Source organism: Levilactobacillus parabrevis ATCC 53295 (assembly GCF_001434055.1).
Taxonomy (GTDB): Bacteria; Bacillota; Bacilli; order Lactobacillales; family Lactobacillaceae; genus Levilactobacillus; species Levilactobacillus parabrevis.
Genome location: NZ_AZCZ01000026.1, coordinates 1 through 19,082, shown reverse-complemented (window position 1 = coordinate 19,082; position 19,082 = coordinate 1). Strand labels below are relative to the sequence as shown.

The following is a 19,082-nucleotide window of genomic DNA, read 5'->3' as shown; positions in this document are numbered from 1 at the left end:
TTAGTCTGGCTAAATATTAGTGGGTTTCCGCAAAGCCCCGGCGACTACCGGGCTTTGGAATCTGGTTCTGCATCATGACGCTGAAGCCGCCGTCGATGGCGAGGCCGGCAGCATTGATGTAGCTGGAACGGTCGCTAGCCAGGAACAGGATGGCGTTGGCGATATCGTCGGTCGTCCCAATCCGCTTGCTGGCAGTCAATTCTTTCCGGCCGTTTTCGACTTTCGGGTCCGCGTAGAAGGCCGCAGACATCGGCGTCTTGACCAGGCAGGGTTCCAAAACGTTGCTCCGGATGCCAAACATGCCCCATTCGGCCGCAACCTGTTTGGACAACATGTTGACGCCGGCCTTGCTGGTACTGTACGCGCCGCTGTAGGTTTCGGGGATGTCACTGGCGACCGTTGAGATGTGCACGAAGGTCCCGTGCCGTTGCTTGATCATCAGCTTGCCAAATTCGTGGGTGACCAGGTAGTAACCATTTAGGTTCACGTCAAGAACTTGCTTCCAGGTCGCGTAGTCGAGGTCCTCCAGCGGGTCAAATTTCAAAATCCCAGCCGTATTGATGACCACGTCGACGCGACCAAACTTAGCTTGGACCTGCTGGACCGCGGCTTTGACACTGGCCTCATCCGTGACGTTAGCGGCCACGGCGAGCGTCTCCGTTCCATGATCGGCGGCGAGTTTCGTTGCAAAGGCGGTCACAGCGTTCTGTTTCATATCCAAGGCCACCACTTTGGCGCCTTGGTCGGCGAGGGCTTCACAAATTTTAGTGCCCATTCCGCCGATGGCCCCCGTAACGACACAAACTTTATCCGTTAAATTCAACCATTTATCTGACATCAGTTAGTCCTCCTTAAAGATTTCGTGACGGACAGCGGCGACCGGCATCTCGTGACCAGTCCAGAGCTTAAATGCCGCCACCCCTTGATTTAACAGCATACCTTGACCATTAATAACGTGTGCGACTTGGGCCTGTTTGGCGACCCGCATCAGCTTGGTCTCAGCCGGCGCATAGACGGTATCGAAGACCGTCATGTCAGGGTGAAACCAGGTAGGGTCATCGACCAGCGTCTTGTCGACCAACTTGCCCATTCCCAAGCCGGTGGCGTCGGTGTACAGGTTGCTGGCGGCAATAGCTTGACGGAACTGCTCACGGTCCTCCAGAGGATAGAAAGTGGCGTGACAGTCGGTCTGGTCGTTGATGACCTGAACCACGCGTTTGGCATTGGTGACGGATGAATCGTTGATGTTAAAGACGTTTAGTGTCTTCAATCCGGACAGGGCCGACTGAATGGCAATCGGAGTGCCGGCACCACCGACACCCGCCAAGGTCATGGTCTGACCGGCAAGTGCAACGCCGTTATCCTTCAGAGCGTTGACAAAGCCGATACCATCGGTCGTGTACCCGGTCAGCACGCCGTCGTGATTAACCACCGTGTTGACTGCGCCGATCATCTTAGCGGCGTCATCAAGGTGGTCGAGCAGGGGAATCACCTGCTGCTTAAAGGGCATCGAGACACTGACCCCGGGCATCTTAAAAGTCCGAACGGCGGCAATGGCTTGAGGGAGGCCCTCTGGCTCAACGTCGAGGGCCAAGAACCGGTCATTCATGTGTTCGTGTTCAAAGGCAAAGTTGTACATTGCTGGCGACTGGGAGTGTCCAGCCGGATGAGCAATTAGGGCGATTAACTTGGTGTGACCATCAATTTCCATAGTTCAAGCTTCCTTTCAAAATCATTCAGTTGGCACTGAACCTAGTCAATACGCCTTGCCGGGCGGCGCAAATAAACTGGAACGCCAGGGCGGACGTCCGGAGCCAAAGTGCGGTCTCCAGACTTGTCCTTGAACCTCTGGGGACCGAGTTTCAAGGACACCAATTCTCTAAGTGGCATAACCCTCGCCACTAAGAGAATTCCCAAGGCTGAGCTTATTTGCGCCGCCCTCACGGCTGACATAGCGTTAGTTCACAACTGATTTGCGAATCTTTTACGCTGCCAAATTGGTAAAATTCGCAAGTTTATGTAAGGTGTGTATTGCCACTTTAGTGTGGTTAGATTTGACTGCTTTTGGTTCCCACATCGTGTCCAGTGACGATTGCATAAATCGGCACCAATCAAACAATGGCAGCGCTTTATACCTTTTATGGTAAGACAGCCGCGAGGCGAATGCACTTAATGTCTTGTAAAGTTGCTTCCCTCCGTCCAACTTTTAGGCTAAACTGATGGTTAAGACATTTATGAAAGGGGCTTCACCATGCAGACACCAGCATCAATTGATTTGGCTTCATTTTATGCAAATCCCGACCGCAATGTGGCGGTCTTGGACTACAACACGCGTTTCATTACCAGCATTTTTGACCTCGTTAACAGTGACGAACTGGCCGATTTTGTGCGCTTGTTCCTCGATGAACAGCGCGAACACACACCCGAAGTTGCTGATCCAAGCATCACGTTCAATCTGGTTACGCCACAGGTTTATCTCGCAACGATCAAGGCGATTCTGACCGATCAGCCGGACGCTTTCGCACAGTACCAAAAGTCAGAAATTCTGGCCAGCATCGAAGACCTCTATTCGTATTACCGGACGTACTTGCGGGTCGCAACGATGACCATCAAGCAAAATGACGTGGTTGCCAGTGAATTTATGACCATCGACCAACGTTTTAATGACCTGGTAATTCGCCTATACCGGACCATCGAAGAAAAACTCCAGGGACATGCCAACCACGTTTACCGTCAAGTGAGCGCCGGTTCTAGCGCCTGCATGTTGTTGCAACAACTCAAGTGGCCGATGCCCGCGGGTTACGAGAAGTTGCAGGATATTCGTTTCATTGACCGCTTAATGTTGCGGCCGCCGATGATGCTACACACCAAGAGTAACAAGCGTAAAGGGACGTTCACGGCGACCAAGGTCAACCCGTTGACGAACTTCAATGGGACGGAAGACGATTACTACTGTTACCCTGCCATGATTGGTGAGAGCCTGGCTTACATCTACTTCCACCGTGACTACATGGCGTCAGGTTTAGCGTTGGCGAACTTGTTCCAGCTTGCCGACGTGAAGCAGGTTGCCGGTCACAAGCCAGACCTGGTTCTGTTATTTGGGACGCCGGGAGTTGCGAGCGATACTGATCCTGAAAACGGCCACTACTTCTACGACCAAGCCAATGATATTTACGTGGGTCAGGTGCCTTACAACGACCAGACCACGTACTTTGGCTACATGAAGAAGATGTGCCTGACACTGCATAACCTGCACATGATTGCACAGAAACGCCTGCCGATTCACGGGTCAATGATGCGGATTACCTTTGCTAATGGGCAGACCAAGACCGTCGTCTTCTTCGGCGATTCCGGTGCCGGTAAGTCTGAATCCATCGAGGCCTTGCAACAGATTGCTGATGATAAAATCGTCAGCATGGAGACCATTTTCGACGATATGGGCAGTTTTACGTTGAAGGGCAAGGAACTTTACGCCCAAGGAACGGAGACCGGGGCATTTGTCCGGCTCGATGACCTGAGCAGTGAAGTGGCCTTCAACAACATGGACCGTGGGATCTACATGAATCCCGAGCAGAAGAACGCGCGGGTCATTATTCCAGCGAACACTTGGCCACGCGTGGTTGCGCACCACCACATCGACATGTGGGTCTACGCCAACAACTATGACGATGCTGTGGGGGTTCACCGTTTCGCCGACCAAGAGACGGCTAAGGCAACCTTCATCGCCGGCAAACGGAAGGCGTTGGGCACCACCGATGAAGTGGGGATGAGCACGACGTTCTTCGCCAACCCATTCGGGCCAGTGCAGGAACAGGCGGCTACGCAACCAATTATCGATGCCGTCTTCGATCGTCTGTTCACGGACAGCGTCTACGTGGGTGAAATCTACACCCATCTGGGCAATGACAAGTCGCAGGACAAGCTCAACGAGTCGGCCCGGCAATTGTTGGACGAACTGCTGAAATTGTAGTTAAAGAGTGTGGAAGCAGGTGGTTAGTTGGCGAGCATTAACGTCACACCGGTGAAAATCCCGGGTTTGGATTTTGGCCGGTGTGGGGTTAAGCGCAACCGACTGCCTGCTGGAACACGTTTCGGCTATAGTTAATTTCATCGCCTGCAGCTACCAGAATTCCGCCTGCTGTGGGGACCGATCCAAGCCTGAGAAGCAGTCTTGGACCTCGACTTGAAGCCGTCAAAATTCGTNCAGAATTCCGCCTGCTGTGGGGACCGATCCAAGCCTGAGAAGCAGTCTTGGACCTCGACTTGAAGCCGTCAAAATTCGTACGTCTCCAAGCTCGTCCCATGACCTAACCTGACAAGAATCGTCAGCTAAGGTCATCGTCACGGCTGGCTTCATTCTGGCCTCCTCCGGCTAAACATTGTCAGCCGATGGATTAGCTCGAGAGTTGGGAGTGCAGCAGGGGGTATAGTCATACCGTAGTTTCAAAATTAGCTCTACACTTACTACTAATGTAAAAATTACAGAAACAGTCTCATGTTTTGCCAAAATAATTTCAATTATTTCTAAAATACGAAAAAGTCCCAGAACACCGACCACGTCAAATGGTTGATGTTCCGGGACTTTTGTTGTTTTCGCAAGGTGAATTCGGTTTGAATGATGAAGCGGCACAACTAACTTTTATGATTAATTAGCCGTCTTAGAGTTAGCCGTGCAGGATTAGCGCAATTAGGTCAGTGAGTCTGTGATTTGCTTAGTTCTACCAGTAAAAACAAACCTAAGCCGGAGGAGGCCAGGGATGCCCCCGTCGTGACTGCGTAACGTAAGCGCGGGCTTACGTCACAGGACGCGTTTGGAAACTCGCATGAACTTTGCGAGGTTTCAAACCGAGCCGGAAGCCAGTACTTTGGCTGCAGGCGGTCCCCATGGCAGGCGGAATCCCTGGCAGCCGCAGGCGGCCTATTTCAGCAATCCCAGCACTAAACAAATCTAAGAGCTAGACGAATTGCGCCAAGAGGGCGGACATGAACGCCGGTGCGTCCCCAACGTAGCCGTAATCGGCCACATCGAAGATTGGTGCGTCCTTGTCGGAGTTGACTGCCACAATCGTCTGGGAGTCTTGCATCCCAACGAGATATTGCACGGCCCCACTGATCCCGAAGTTTAGGATCAATTCGGGGTGAATCGTGTTCCCACTCTGCCCAATCTGGTCGTCGTGTGTGAAGCGTTCCTGGTCGGTCAATGGCCGCGAGACCCCAATCCGGCCGCCGAGCTTTTCAGCTAACTTGGTAGCGGTGTCGATGGTAGCTTCACTAGCCGCACCACGGCCTAAGGCAACTACGCGACTGGCATCGCCCACCGTTGTCGCGGTGTTGACGACGGGAACGGCAGCCTTGACCTGTAAGCGGTCGACGGGGTGGAAGGTCACCGTATCGGTTGTGACCTCGGCGGCACCATCCGCAGCTTCAGCCACAAAGGTGTTGGGCCGCACCGTTGCCATTTGTGGCCGGTGGTCAGGGCAGATGATTTCGCACATGATGTTGTCACCGTAAGATGGCTTGGTGGCGACTAAGGTTTCATCATCGAAACGCAGGTCCAAGCAGTCGGCGGTCAGCCCCGTTTGCAGCTTGGCTTGGAGCCGTGGCGCAATGGACCGGCCGGTAATGGTAGCGCCGAAGAGAATCGAGTTGGGTTGGTACTTCTTGACCAGCTGTTCCAGAGCGTCGGCATGTTCGGCGTCGGTGGCAGTTGGAAAACGGTCATCGCGCACGACCCGGATTTCGTCGGGACCGTAAGCTGTTAACTCGTTTTCCAGGTGGTCAGTGGTGGCTTCAAATAAGATTGCCACGGTATGAAATTGATCGCCAGCAAGGTGCTTGGCCTTGGTGATCAGTTGCTGAGTCGTGGGTTCAATATGGTCTAAGCGGCGTTCCGCGATGACCCATAATTCTGGTTTTGACATAGCAGATTCCTCCTTAGATTAATTGACGGCCCTTTAAGGCCTTGATCAGCTGACTGGCGGCTTCGCTTGGCGTCCCGGTCAGTGGTGTCAGTTCCCGTTTGACGGGTTTTGGTGCGTAGACTTTGGTTACAATCGTTGGTGAACCTGCTTGGCCGAGACGAGAGTCGTCCAAGTCGAGGTCATCATGGTGCCAAATAGTCAGAGGCTTTTCAAAGCTGAGTTGGATGTTCCGTGGCGTTGGGTAACGCGGCGTGTTCAGCTCGCTACGAACACTGACAACGGCTGGGAGTTGGGCAACCAAGGTCTGCTTCGTATCCTCCAGCAGGCGTTCGGCGGTTACTTCATTCTTGCCGCTCAGGCGCAAGCTAGCAGCGTAGGTGATCTGTGGTTGATGGAGAAATTCAGCGACAATGGGGCCGACTTGACCGGTATCAGCATCGACGGCTTGACGACCGAAGAGAATGAGATCGGCGTCACCGACCTTCTTCAAGGCTTGAGCGATGACGTAGCCGGTGGCCAAGGTATCGGCCCCAGCGAAGGCCCGGTCAGAGAGTAGGTAACCTTCATCGGCCCCCATAGCCATCCCTTCGCGCAGGGATTCGGCGTAGTCGTCCGGACCCATGGTGAGTAGGGCGACCTGAACGTCGTCGGTGGCGGTGTCCTTTAAGTGTAGCGCCAGTTCGATGGCGTTTTTATCAAATGGATTCATGACGCCGGCCAGACCGCGGCGGTCCAAGTTATGGGTGACCGGGTCGATGGTGACGTCGTTGGTTTCGGGAACTTGCTTGATACATACGACAATTTTCATGGGGAGCCTCCTATTTGTTAAATTCGGCGGTGGCAATGGCGGACCGCATCTTTTCAACGGTTCCTTCGGCAATTTCCATTGCCCGGGCATCCCGAATCAGGTGCTCGACCGGGTATTCGCGGCTGTAACCGTAGCCAGCCAAGATCTGCAAGGTGTCGTCACCGGCACTGACCGCGGCCCGTGAGCCGTGAGCCTTGGCCATAGCGGCTTCTTCACTGTATGGCTGACCGGCAGCCTTTAATTGTGCGGCGCGTTGGTACAGGAGCTTCGTGGTCTCTTTGCGCATGGCAATGTCAGCGACCTTACGATGGGTCACCTGCAGTTCAGTCAGCGGTTTGTCGCCAGCCTTACGTTCCTTGGCGTAATCGGTAGCAATCTTTAATTCGTGTTCCATGATTCCAGTGAGGACGGCACCCATTAAGATGCGGGCGTCATCGTGGGCGGAATCCCCGATAATGCCACCATCGCCGAGCTTACCCAGCAGATGGTCGTTGTCGACAACAATATGGTCCATCACGATTTCACCGACCGGCGTGCCACGGAGACCGATGAAGTCTTCGCGTTTTCCAAATGAGAAACCAGGCATGTCTTGATCGACAACGAAGACGGAGAGTTCCTTTGGCGCGGTCTTGACCAGCACGCAGTAGACCTGAGCGAGGCCCCCGTTCGTGATCATGATCTTGTCGCCGGTAATGACCCAGTGGTCGCCTTCGCGGGTAGCCGTTGAGCTGATACCCATGGGGTTAGAGCCCCCGGAAGCTTCGGTCATGGAAAAGGCGAAAATCCGGTCGTTAGCGGATGGCAGCAGTTGTTTTTGCAGAGCTGGCGTCCCGAACTTGAGAATCTGATCGATGGTTTTGAAGTGACCTTCGAGGGTGACCGCCGTGCTGGCGTTGCCCCGAGCGATGTGGTTCAGGGCTGCGGCAGTGACTTCGGGGCCGAAGCCGGCGCCGCCGAATTCTTGGGGTAGCATGATGCCGAGAAAACCGGTATCCGTCAATTTTTGCATAAAGCCGGCTGGAAAGTCACCCGCGGCGTCCATGGGCATATCCTCGGGACTGATTTCCCGAGTGGTATAGTCGTCGACCATTTGGAGCAGCAGCTTTTCAGCGGCAGCAGTTGTAGCTGGCATAGATAGTTCCTCCTTAATCAAGCAATATATTTATTGTGTAAATGTGCACGATTCGAGGTAAGTATAGCGAATAATCAAACGATAAGTCCAGTAAAAACGTGATTATTTTGCCAGTAAATGATTGTGGGTAATCCCAATTCCTTGTTATAAATAAATTGGTGCTGACCAACCGGTTAGTATACAATGAAACCGGATTCTAAATTGGAGGAGATAGCTGATGAATATTACGCAAGAAGTGGCCGGCACCATCGCAGACCAGACCGTGACTAAATACCTGTTAACCAATAAACAAGGCACACGGGTCGCCGTGTTGACCTGGGGCGCCACGCTTCAAGAATTTAGTGTGGTCGAGGGCGACCGTCGGCAACAGTTGGTCGTCAGTGAACCCGGCCTGACGGCTTACGACCAGAATGGCTACTGTTTATGCCAGGCATTGGGCCGGGTCGCTGGCCGGATTGCTGGTGCACAATTTGACCTCGAGGGGAGTACGGTTCAGCTGGACGCCAACAACGGGCGCAACGCCATCCATGGGGGCCCCCATGGTTTCAAGAATGTGAACTGGGCGGGGACAACCAGCACCACCGATGAGTCGGCCAGCGTGGCGTTGACCCACACGGCGACACCCGCCGATGACCGCTATCCGGGGACGTTGACCACGACAATCACGTATACGTTGACGGCCGACAATCGCCTGGAAATCAGTTTTGCGGGGACTAGTGATGCCGCAACGCTCTTTAACCCGACAATTCACACCTACTTTAATGTGACCGATGACCAGCAGAGTATTGACCAGCAGTGGCTCTTACTGAGTGGCAATCGGCGGCTCGAGCTAAACGATGAGAAAATTCCAACCGGGGAAAAGCTGCTCACGGCCGGGACTGGATACGATTTCAGCCAACCACGGACGATGGCGGATGGTTTGACCCAGCTCAAGCAAGCGGGTAAAGTCGAATACGATGATGCTTTTGAAGTCGTCCCAAGTGCGACGACGCCGATCGCCGCTATCGGGGATGCCGCGGGACATCGTCGGGTGGCCCTCTATTCCGACCGGAACGGTCTCGTCGTCTTCACGGCCAATCCAACGGATAAACAACGGGCAAAGGCGCGTGATTACAATGCGCTGGCACTGGAGGCCCAGGCGCTACCGGATGCGATTCACCACGCCGACTTCGGCGATATCGTGTTGCCGGCCAACCAGACGATTACTCACAAAATTGCTTACCAATACCTGGCTGGCGGCAAGGGGTAGTCAAAGAACACGGGGGTCGCTTGCGGCCGCTGTGGGGACCGGCCAAAGCCTGAGGAGCGGTCTTTGGCCTCGCCTTGAAACCTTGCTTAAATCCGCGAGTTTCCAAGGTCGTCCCATGGTGTAAGAACGGGAAAGTCTCCCGTCCTAACGCCATCGTCACGGCTGGCTCCATCCCCAGCCGCCTCCAGCTGGAGGTGTTCCTTTGACTCTCTCTGGGTCATAATTGTTGGTCAACTCTAGTCATCAAGGAAGGACAATGGTCATTACCGACAATGTCAGGGGTGAAGTGCCGCAAGAACCCTAAAGAAAGCGCTAAGTTTACGTAGTGACTTGGTTAAACTTTTACCAGCAACGTGTCAAATCACAAGCGTTGCTGGTATAGTAGTGTTATTGAATTTAGTTAACTAGCATGTCAGGGGAGAAGTAAAAGGATGGCGTGTGGGGTTAACTCATTGTCTGGGCAAGATCCGTGTAAGCCGTGAGGGTGGCAAAAATAAGCTCAGCCGTGGGAGTTCTCTTAGCGGCTGGGTCGGCCGCTTAGAGAAGTGGTGGTTTGGAAACTCGGTTCGCAGAGGTTTCAAACCAAGTCGGAAGACCGCCCTTTGGCTTCCGATGTCCGCCCTAGCGTTCCAGTTTATTTTTGCCACCCGGCAAGGCGAAACGAAGATCGACCCCAGACAAAATGTTAAGTGATAATCGAAAAGGAGCGATTTAGATGAGTTGGCAAGAAAACTATCAAGTTTGGCAACAACAGCCCACGATGATTCCCACAATCAAGCAGGAATTAGATGCTATTGCGGATGATCCAGAGGCGTTAAAAGCAGCTTTTAGTGGTCCTATGAGCTTTGGGACTGCCGGGATGCGGGGTGTCATGGGACCCGGGATCGGTCAAATGAATGTGTACACCGTGCGGCAAGCGACCGAAGGGGTTGCGCGTTATCTGGACACGTTGGATGACGCCACGAAGCAACGTGGGGTTGCCATCAGTTTTGATTCCCGTTACCATTCCACGGAGTTCGCTCACGAAGCGGCCCACGTTTTGGGTGCGCACGGGATTCCTAGCTTCGTCTTCGATGATTTACGGCCAACGCCAGAATTGTCGTTTGCGGTCCGGTACTTACATACGGCCATGGGGATCATGATCACGGCCAGCCACAACCCCAAGCAGTACAACGGCTACAAGATCTACGGACCAGATGGTGGGCAAATGCCACCCAAGGCGTCCGACATGATTACCGACTTTGTACGGTCTGCCAAGGATGTCTTTGCCATCAAGGTGGCCGATGAACAACAGTTACGTGCTGACAAGACGCTCCAGATCATTGGGGAGAATGTCGATCAACCTTACCTGCAAAACGTTGAGAGCGTTACGATCAACCACGAGCTGGTCAAGACGGTAGGTAAGACTATGAAGTTGATTTACACGCCATTGCATGGAACCGGGAAAGTTATCGGCGAACGGGCGTTGCGTGGTGCCGGCTTTGAAAATTTCACCATGGTGCCGGAACAGGCAATCGCCGATCCAGAATTCCCAACGGTACCGTTCCCAAACCCTGAATTTGCACAGGCCTTCGATATGGCCATTGCGTTGGGGAAGAAGGAGGGCGCCGACCTGTTAGTCGCCACCGATCCCGATGCCGACCGATTAGGGGCCGCCGTTCGTCAACCGAACGGGGATTATCAATTGTTGACTGGGAACCAGATTGCTTCGATTCTGCTGGCCTACATTCTAAAGGCCCGCAAGCAAGCCGGCCAATTGCCAGCCAACTCCCGGGTCGTTAAGTCTATCGTTTCCACCGAACTGGCTACCAAGATTGCGGCAGCTTACGGTGTGGAAATGAAGAACGTGCTGACTGGGTTCAAGTTTATTGCCGAACAGATTCATCAGTACGAGACGACCAACGAGCACACCTTCTTGTTTGGTTTCGAGGAAAGTTACGGTTACCTGATCAAGCCATTTGTCCGTGACAAGGATGCAATCCAGTCTACGGTGCTGTTGGCGGAAGTCGCTGCCGACTACAAGCAACGTGGCATGACGCTCTACGACGGGATCGAGGAACTCTACGCGACCTACGGCTACTTTGCCGAAAAGACCACGTTTGAAGAATTCCCAGGCGTTAACGGTGCCGACCAGATGGCCCACTTGATGAGTGAGTTCAGAGAAAATGCGCCAAAGTCCTTTGGTGACAGTGCCATTGAGACGGTCGAGGACTTCTCGACGAGCGTCAAGACCGAAGTTGACGGGACGACCAGCAAGATTGATCTGCCACAGTCAAACGTCTTGAAGTACTGGCTGAGCGACGGGACCTGGATCTGCATTCGGCCTTCAGGGACCGAACCTAAGGTCAAGTTCTACATCGGAACGAGTGATCAGACCGACGCGGCCGCCCAGAAGCGGTTGGCGGGTTACGAAACAGCTTTAAAGCAGTACGTTGATTCAGTGAAGTAGAACTACCGCAATTAAAAAGTAATTCAGTACAGTTAGTTGCTCCCTCTAGGGGTGTGGCTAACTGTTTTTTTGTGGCAGCAAGTGTGTCAGGAGAGGCAAACGGTTGCCACACCGGCTAATGGTGTGGTGGCTTGCTTTCACAGAATTTTTAAGTAGTTAGGGGCTTTCACCAGGAATCCACCTTAGTCGGTCACTTTACTGAGCACTTTACTAAAGCTTTTACAATAAAAAGACAACCGGTTGCAACTGATTGTTACCAGATAGTACAACGAATTACCGAATATTTTTCACAATAAAAGTGGTTGCATTTAAGCAGAGATAACCCTAGAATAATAGCCGTAAAGCGCTTACATTTTAGTTAAAAGTAAATTTATATTTTACTCTGGGTGTAGGTATTCTATTTGAGAAATCAGAGGTGGGTCAAAATGGCTAAGAATGACAAAATTACGTTGGACCCCGCGAAGTTTGCGGCAGCTATTTTGGGAGGAAACGCGCAGTATCCGGATGAGGAAAATAAGTTGTACATCAAGCGGCAACTGACGCTCTACTTGGAAGCAACGTTGCTTGCTCAAGACTTTAACAAGTTGGAAGAGTCCCAATTTGATATGGCCAAGGCGCAACAACGGGAGAATGTGCTCTCAAAGATCATTGAACACCGGTATCACTAGACTAGTGGTTATCGTTAAGGATTAGAACGTAGTCGCTTGTTGAAAGGCGTGAAAGAACAATGGTTAAGCAATATCTCTCATATGCTCTAGGGGCATTCGGACATGATGCCTTCTATGCAACACTTAATACTTATTTCGCAATCTTTGTAACCAGTGCCTTGTTCGTGGGAAAGGGGTCCGCCGCTGAAGCCGGAATCGTCACCACGATGGTCGTGGTCATTCGTTTGATTGAAATCGCTTTTGACCCGATGATCGGTGGGATGGTTGATAACACCGATACCAAGATCGGGAAATTCAAGCCATGGCTGTTAGCGGGGGCAATCGTCAGTTCAGTTGGACTGATTCTCATGTTCTCCAGTCTGTTTGGCTTGGCAGATTCCAATAAGTCCGTTTACTTCCTAGTCTTTGGGATCGTCTTCGTCATTATGGATATTTTCTATTCATTCAAAGACATTTCGTTCTGGTCCATGCTACCAGCTTTGAGTGTGGACACCAAGGTTCGGAACCGGTTCGGGACGGTTGGTCGTTTCGGGTCTACCTTGGGTTCTCAAGGGGTTATCATTGTCATTATGCCTCTGGTCATTTACTTCTCCCAGAAGTTCTCTGGGACTCACGGCTCCACGGAAACACGGGCCGGCTGGTTAGGATTTGCGATCGTGATTGGGGTCGTTTCCCTGTTAGGGGCTTTGGCCACTTTCTTTGGGACGAAGGAAACCAAGAACTTAATCCGTAATGATACTGAACGGACGCGTTTCCGCGATGTCTTCAAGGTTATTGGTGAAAACGACCAATTGATGTGGTTAGGTCTTTCTTATCTGTTATTTGCCTTGAGCTACGTGGTGACGAACTCACTCTTGATTTACTACTTCCAGTACGTCATTGGTAATGCGAAGGCCTACAGTGTGATTGGTGGAGTTACGGCGGTCTTAGGGATCATCTCAGTGCCACTGTTTCCAATCATTGTTTCTAAGATTACGCGGCGTGGGGTCTACGTCGGGGGTATCTGCATGATGTTAGTCGGCTACGTGCTCTTCAACTTTGCGGGTAGCAGTGCCATCATGATGTATATCGCGGATGCCATCTTCTTCTTCCCATACCCGATGATTTTCCTGGCGGCCTTAATGACCATCACCGACAGTGTGGAATACGGGCAATGGAAGAACGGCACGCGTAACGAATCCGTGACCTTGTCAGTCCGTCCCCTGATTGATAAATTAGCTGGGGCTTTCTCAACCGGGATCGTAGTTATTGCGGCTGTCCACTCCGGAATGACGGGGAACGCTCAGCCTAGTGACATTACCGCACACGGGATGTTTATCTTCCACTCCTTCATTTTCTACATGCCGATGGTCTTGTTAGTCATCTCTGCTTTGATTTACCAATTCAAGGTTACTTTATCTGAAAAGAAGCATGCCGAGATCGTTAAGGAATTGGAAAGCAAGTTAAGAACTCGAAAAGCTAAAAAGATTGAAGCAAAAGTTGAAAATTAATTCGGAATTCTAAAGAGCTTGGGCCTCAGTACCCAGGCCCTTTGTGTTTCTGAACGGCTGTAATTATTCTGAACCGGGGCGTAACTGCTGAGCCCCGGTGGCAACAAAGTAAAAAGAAAGCGCTTTATAAATGGATTGACAATCACCACAAAAGCGTTTATGATGATCGTAGTAAAAGTTTACTAAAAATTTATTGAGGAGTTAATCGCCATGGACTTTGCCAGCTTAGCAACTGAATATCAAGAAAAGTTTGATGCTGCACCAGAACGGGTCTTCTTTTCTCCCGGTCGGATCAATTTGATCGGTGAATACACTGACTTCAACGGTGGGCACGTCTTCCCAGCCGCAATCAGCATGGGGACTTACGCCGCGTACACGAGTCGAGATGATCGGCAGTTCCGGGTTTATTCGGCCAACGTCCCGGATGCGGGCATGTTGACGTTCTCACTGGACGATTTGGCCTTTCATAAGGCTGATAACTGGGCCAACTACCTGAAGGGGATGTTGTTCGAGCTGGCGAAGCAAGACCTAACGATCGACCACGGTTTTGACCTCTTTGTTCACGGAAACTTGCCGGACGCCTCCGGGTTGTCCTCATCTGCCTCCATGGAAATGTTGATGGGGGAAATTCTTCACGCCGCTTATGGTATGAAGTTGGATGAAGTTGAAATGGTTAAGGTCGGCCAACAGGTTGAAAACGACTACTTCGGCTTGAATACCGGGATCATGGATCAATTTGCCATCGGCATGGGGAAGAAAGACCAAGCCATGCTGCTGGACACGAACACCATGGACTATGAGTATGCACCCCTCAACTTGGGCGACAACGTCGTGGTCATTATGAATACAAAGAAACGGCGGGAACTGACTGATTCTAAATACAACGAACGGCGGGCCCAATGTGAAGAAGCTCTGCGCCGGTTGCAGACCAAGCTGAACATTAAGACGTTAGGGGACTTGGACGAAGACCAATTCGACCAAAATGCCTACCTGATCAACGATGACACCTTGATCAAACGTGCGCGGCACGCTATTTTCGAAAATCAGCGGACACTGAAGGCCTTCAAGGCTTTGCAAGACAACGACCTCGAATCCTTTGGCCACTTGATTAATGCGTCCCACATTTCCTTGAACTATGACTTTGCCGTCACTGGGAAGGAACTGGACACGTTGGTTGAAACCGCTTGGCAACAACCTGGTGTCTTAGGCGCCCGGATGACCGGTGCCGGCTTCGGTGGCTGTGCCATTGCCATTGTTAAGAAGGCCAATGTGAAGGACTTCGAAGCCAAGGTCGGTCAGGTCTATGAAGACACGATTGGCCACAAGGCGGAATTCTACGTTGCAGAGATTGCGGACGGTCCTAAGGAATTGCAGAAATAAGTCGGCAGTCGGTTGTTTGGAGTCGGGCCGGGTGGCGGCAGGCAGAGCTGAGCTTCCGGTGCCAACGCGACACAATTTAACAGCGTTATAAATTAGTTTTAAGATAAAATCAGTCAAAGAGTTTCCTGGTTAACGACTAAGTTTGCAGTGGGTTGACCAAGAAACGACATAATTGAGGAGGAATTGATGATGACAGTTTTAGTTTTAGGTGGTGCTGGTTACATTGGCTCACATGCCGTTGATCGGTTAATTCAAAAGGGATACGACGTTGCGGTCGTCGATAATTTAGTAACGGGACACCGTGCCGCGGTTAACGACAAGGCCCGGTTCTACGAAGGAGACGTGCGTGATCAGAAATTCTTGAACGGTGTCTTCGATAAGGAAGATATCGAAGGGGTCATGCATTTCGCCGCCTTCTCCATTGTTCCAGAATCCATGGAAAAGCCGCTGAAGTACTTTGACAACAACACGACTGGGATGGTCTCCCTGCTGGAAGTCATGAATAAGCATAACGTGAAACGCATTATCTTCTCGTCAACGGCGGCCACTTATGGCGAACCTAAGCAGATTCCAATTAAGGAAACGGACCCACAGATTCCAACCAACCCATACGGTGAAAGCAAGCTGATGATGGAAAAGATCATGCGGTGGGCCGACGAAGCTTACGGCATCAAGTTCATCGCGCTGCGGTACTTTAACGTGGCCGGGGCCAAGGAGGACGGGAGCATTGGTGAAGACCACCATCCTGAAACCCACTTGATCCCAATCATCTTGCAGGTTGCTGCGGGAGAACGTAAAGAACTCTCCATCTTTGGTGGCGACTACCCAACCAAGGATGGGACCAACGTCCGTGACTACGTTCAGGTGGTTGACCTGGTCGATGCTCACATCTTAGCGTTGGAATACCTGAAGGCTGGCCACGACAGTGATGCCTTTAACCTTGGTTCATCGACTGGTTTCTCCAACAAAGAAATGTTGGAAGCCGCTCGGAAGGTTACGGGTAAGGAAATCCCTGCCAAGATGGCTCCTCGCCGTGCCGGTGATCCTAGCACGTTGATTGCGGCTAGTGACAAAGCACGAAAAGTTTTGAACTGGCAACCACAGTTTGACAACGTGGAAGATATCATTCGGACGGCCTGGAACTGGAAGCAAAAGAATCCAGCCGGCTACGACGATCAGAACGAGGCAAAGTAAATGGCACAAGACACAATTCAAACGTTTATTGATCGAGTCGTCCAATCACCCGCACCCTACACGGAACTGGATCGGCAGTATGTGACCAACCGGATCTTTGCGTTGATTGGTGATGGGGCTGCCCAGACGACCACCAGTGCCGATCCCATTGATCTGGTGGCGGCTATGGTCGAAACGGCCGTCGCTAATGGCAAAATCGAGGATGCACCAAGTCCCCGTGAGATTCTGGAGTCCCAGTTAATGGACTTCATGACGCCGTTGCCATCTGCCGTTAACCGCGGCTTCTGGGACCGGTATCAACAGAGTCCGAGTGCCGCGACCGACTGGTTCTACCAGTTGAGCAAGGCTAACAACTACATTAAGACTAGAAATATCGCGCGTAACGTGGTCTTTCCCGCTCAGACACCGGCCGGTAAGTTGGAAATTACCATCAACCTGTCCAAGCCGGAAAAGGACCCGAAGGCGATTGCGGCTGCGCAAACGCAGACGCAGGTCAGCTACCCACTGGATCAATTGTGTATGACTAACGAGGGCTATCTGGGGCGTCTTGGCTATCCTGCCCGCAGCAATCACCGGATTATTCGGATGATGTTGGGCGGAGAGACCTGGGGCTTCCAGTACTCGCCTTACGCCTATTTCGCTGAGCACGCCATCTTCTTGGCCAAGGAACACCGGCCAATGGTGATCAACCAGCATGCCTTTACCAACCTGCTGGAAATTGTCCGGCAACTGCCGACCTACTTTGTCGGGAGTAACGCCGATTTGCCAATCGTGGGTGGCTCCATGCTGACACATGACCACTATCAGGGGGGCAAGCACACCTTCCCAATGATGCTGGCACCCGTGGACCGGGAAATTGACCTGGGTGTCACGGGTGTTACTGCGGGAATCGTGCAGTGGCCGATGACCGACATTCGGTTACGCGGGACGCAACCGGAACCGCTGATTACGGCGGCAACTAAGATCCTGAAGAGCTGGATCGACTATTCCGATGAATCTGTGGACGTTCGCGCCTACACCGATGGTACCCGTCACCACACTATCACGCCAATTGCCTACCGGGATGGGGCGGATTATGTGTTAGACTTAGTCTTACGGGATAACCAGACGTCGGCTCAGTATCCGGATGGTATCTTCCATCCGCATCAGGACGTTCAGCACATCAAGCGGGAAAATATTGGTTTGATCGAAGTCATGGGTCGCGCCATTTTACCCGCACGGCTGAAGGCTGAGATGGCCGAAGTCAGCAAGTACCTGTTGGACCAGCCTAACCAGATTGCGCCGATGCATCAAGCATGGGCCGATGGGTTGAAGCAGGCCAACACGATTACCGAGGCTAACGTGACGGCAGTCGTCCACCAGGCTATTGGGAATACCTTTGCCCGTGTGCTGGCTGACGCCGGGGTCTTCAAGCGAGACGCACAGGGTCAAGCCGCATTAGATAAGTTCATTGCACAAGTTTAATTCTGACAGGAGGTGATGGTGATCGCAGCCACCTTAAAAGATATTGCGAAATCAGTCGGGGTCTCACTAGCGACCGTGTCGCGGGTCTTGAATTACGACCGGACATTGTCGGTCAGCGAGTCCACCAGAAAACAAATATTTGAGGTCGCCGAGGACTTGAACTATACCAAGTCCAAACGCCGGACCAATGCGCCGGTTAAGCAACTGCGGGTCGCCATCGTTCAGTGGTATTCGAAGTCCAAGGAACTCGATGATCTGTACTATATGGCGATTCGGTTGGGCCTAGAGAAACGCTGTGAACAGCTCAATATGCTGGCCACTCGAACCTTTCAGAACAACCTGCAGGCCATTGATCCAGACGTAGACGCCATCATTGCCATTGGTAAATTCAGTGACGAACAGGTTCAGACGTTGTCGCAATTGACCGGCAACCTCGTCTTCGTCGATCAGGATCAGTTGGGTCACGGCTATGACAGCGTGGTCACGGATTTTGACGTTGCCGTTCAACAGGTCGTCGACTATTTCTGGCAACACGATCAGCATGAGATTGGCTTGATCTGTGGGAGTGAGTCGACGACGGATGGCAAGCTGGATGTGCTCGATCCGCGGTACACGGCGTATTGCCGTGACTTGGAGGAGCGAGGCGCATTTGATCCCAAGCTGGTCTTCACCGGGGATTACACCTCGGAGTCCGGCTACGAGCAGATGCAGGCCGCGGTGACGCGGCTGGGGGCTAATTTACCCCACGCCTTCTTCGTGAGCAACGACCCAATGGCTGCTGGGGCACTGAAGGCGCTACGCGAAAATGAAATTTCTGTGCCGGACCGTGTTAGCCTCTTCAGCTTCAACGACACCACGATTGCCAAGTATGTCTTCCCCGAATTAAGTAGCGTTCATGTGAATACGGAGATGCTGGGTGCGGAGGCTGCCGATTTGGTGGCCGACCGCTTACAAACTGGACGACGAACGCCGCAACGGGTGACGATTGGGACTGAGTTGATTGTCCGCGAGAGCACGTTGAAATAGTAATGCGTGTGGTTAAAAAATAACAAATTAGAAAAGGTTGCCTCGAGGTAAACGCCATAAATTGACGTGAACTTCTAGGCTACTAATTGGCTGGCATGTTCCCTGTGTTTTACTGGGGACATGTCAGCCAATTTTGTTAGTTGCGATAATCTGCGTATGTTGCAATTGCTGACGCAAGCTCTTGATAGCTGCTATAGCTCTGATGAGAGATCAGCATGTTTAAAGACCTGAATTAATCTAGAATAAAGTCGGCACTTGAACCCTATAAGTCTATAAACGAGAGCGTAAAATATCTTGTGTA

The 19,082-nt window shown here is 52.0% G+C and carries 14 protein-coding genes; 9 read left to right on the top strand and 5 right to left on the bottom strand.

The window, feature by feature from the left end:
• Positions 1-16: 16 nt before the first annotated feature.
• Together FD07_RS07880 and FD07_RS07875 are read right to left on the bottom strand one after the other, a co-directional pair.
• Positions 17-838 (bottom strand): SDR family NAD(P)-dependent oxidoreductase, encoded by an 822-nt coding sequence (locus FD07_RS07880; RefSeq protein ID WP_020089764.1) that lies wholly within the window; start codon positions 836-838, stop codon positions 17-19.
• Between the two features lie 3 nt (positions 839-841).
• Entirely contained in the window at positions 842-1,711 is an 870-nt protein-coding gene (locus tag FD07_RS07875; protein ID WP_020089763.1) for a hypothetical protein, read from the bottom strand.
• A 540-nt stretch (positions 1,712-2,251) separates the two neighbouring features.
• Between FD07_RS07875 and FD07_RS07870 the strand changes: the two genes are divergently transcribed.
• Positions 2,252-3,970 (top strand): phosphoenolpyruvate carboxykinase (ATP), encoded by a 1,719-nt coding sequence (locus tag FD07_RS07870; RefSeq protein WP_020089762.1) that lies wholly within the window; start codon positions 2,252-2,254, stop codon positions 3,968-3,970.
• A 985-nt stretch (positions 3,971-4,955) separates the two neighbouring features.
• Here the strand turns inward: FD07_RS07870 and FD07_RS07865 are convergent.
• From FD07_RS07865 to FD07_RS07855, 3 genes are read right to left on the bottom strand one after another with little or no spacing between them, the layout of a single operon-like run.
• The gene (locus tag FD07_RS07865) at positions 4,956-5,921 is read right to left on the bottom strand and encodes an electron transfer flavoprotein subunit alpha/FixB family protein (RefSeq protein ID WP_020089760.1); all 966 of its coding nucleotides are present in this window, start codon (positions 5,919-5,921) and stop codon (positions 4,956-4,958) included.
• Positions 5,922-5,934: 13 nt separating this feature from the next.
• Positions 5,935-6,729, bottom strand: coding sequence for an electron transfer flavoprotein subunit beta/FixA family protein (locus tag FD07_RS07860; RefSeq protein ID WP_020089759.1), 795 nt, complete (start codon positions 6,727-6,729; stop codon positions 5,935-5,937).
• A gap of 10 nt (positions 6,730-6,739) precedes the next feature.
• A complete protein-coding gene (locus FD07_RS07855) occupies positions 6,740-7,861 on the bottom strand; it encodes an acyl-CoA dehydrogenase family protein (protein WP_020089758.1) in 1,122 nt (373 codons plus the stop codon).
• A 217-nt stretch (positions 7,862-8,078) separates the two neighbouring features.
• On the opposite strand from FD07_RS07855, the gene FD07_RS07850 reads away from it, so the two are divergent.
• From FD07_RS07850 to FD07_RS07810, 8 genes are all read left to right on the top strand, one after another.
• A complete protein-coding gene (locus tag FD07_RS07850; protein ID WP_020089757.1) occupies positions 8,079-9,110 on the top strand; it encodes an aldose epimerase family protein in 1,032 nt (343 codons plus the stop codon).
• 715 nt (positions 9,111-9,825) lie between these two features.
• A complete protein-coding gene (locus tag FD07_RS07840; RefSeq protein WP_020089755.1) occupies positions 9,826-11,559 on the top strand; it encodes a phospho-sugar mutase in 1,734 nt (577 codons plus the stop codon).
• 425 nt (positions 11,560-11,984) lie between these two features.
• Positions 11,985-12,227: a hypothetical protein gene (locus FD07_RS07835; RefSeq protein ID WP_020089754.1), complete on the top strand. Its 243-nt coding sequence runs from the start codon at positions 11,985-11,987 to the stop codon at positions 12,225-12,227.
• A gap of 59 nt (positions 12,228-12,286) precedes the next feature.
• On the top strand, positions 12,287-13,717 hold the full coding sequence (locus FD07_RS07830) for a glycoside-pentoside-hexuronide (GPH):cation symporter (protein WP_020089753.1): 1,431 nt from the start codon (positions 12,287-12,289) through the stop codon (positions 13,715-13,717).
• Between the two features lie 210 nt (positions 13,718-13,927).
• The gene (locus tag FD07_RS07825) at positions 13,928-15,097 is read left to right on the top strand and encodes a galactokinase (protein ID WP_020089752.1); all 1,170 of its coding nucleotides are present in this window, start codon (positions 13,928-13,930) and stop codon (positions 15,095-15,097) included.
• Positions 15,098-15,286: 189 nt separating this feature from the next.
• Positions 15,287-16,291 carry a UDP-glucose 4-epimerase GalE gene (galE, locus tag FD07_RS07820; RefSeq protein WP_020089751.1) on the top strand — a complete coding sequence of 335 codons (1,005 nt, stop codon included), beginning with the start codon at positions 15,287-15,289 and terminating at the stop codon, positions 16,289-16,291.
• Positions 16,292-17,755: a UDP-glucose--hexose-1-phosphate uridylyltransferase gene (locus FD07_RS07815; protein WP_020089750.1), complete on the top strand. Its 1,464-nt coding sequence runs from the start codon at positions 16,292-16,294 to the stop codon at positions 17,753-17,755.
• 15 nt (positions 17,756-17,770) lie between these two features.
• Positions 17,771-18,781 (top strand): LacI family DNA-binding transcriptional regulator, encoded by a 1,011-nt coding sequence (locus FD07_RS07810; protein WP_020089749.1) that lies wholly within the window; start codon positions 17,771-17,773, stop codon positions 18,779-18,781.
• Positions 18,782-19,082: the final 301 nt, after the last annotated feature.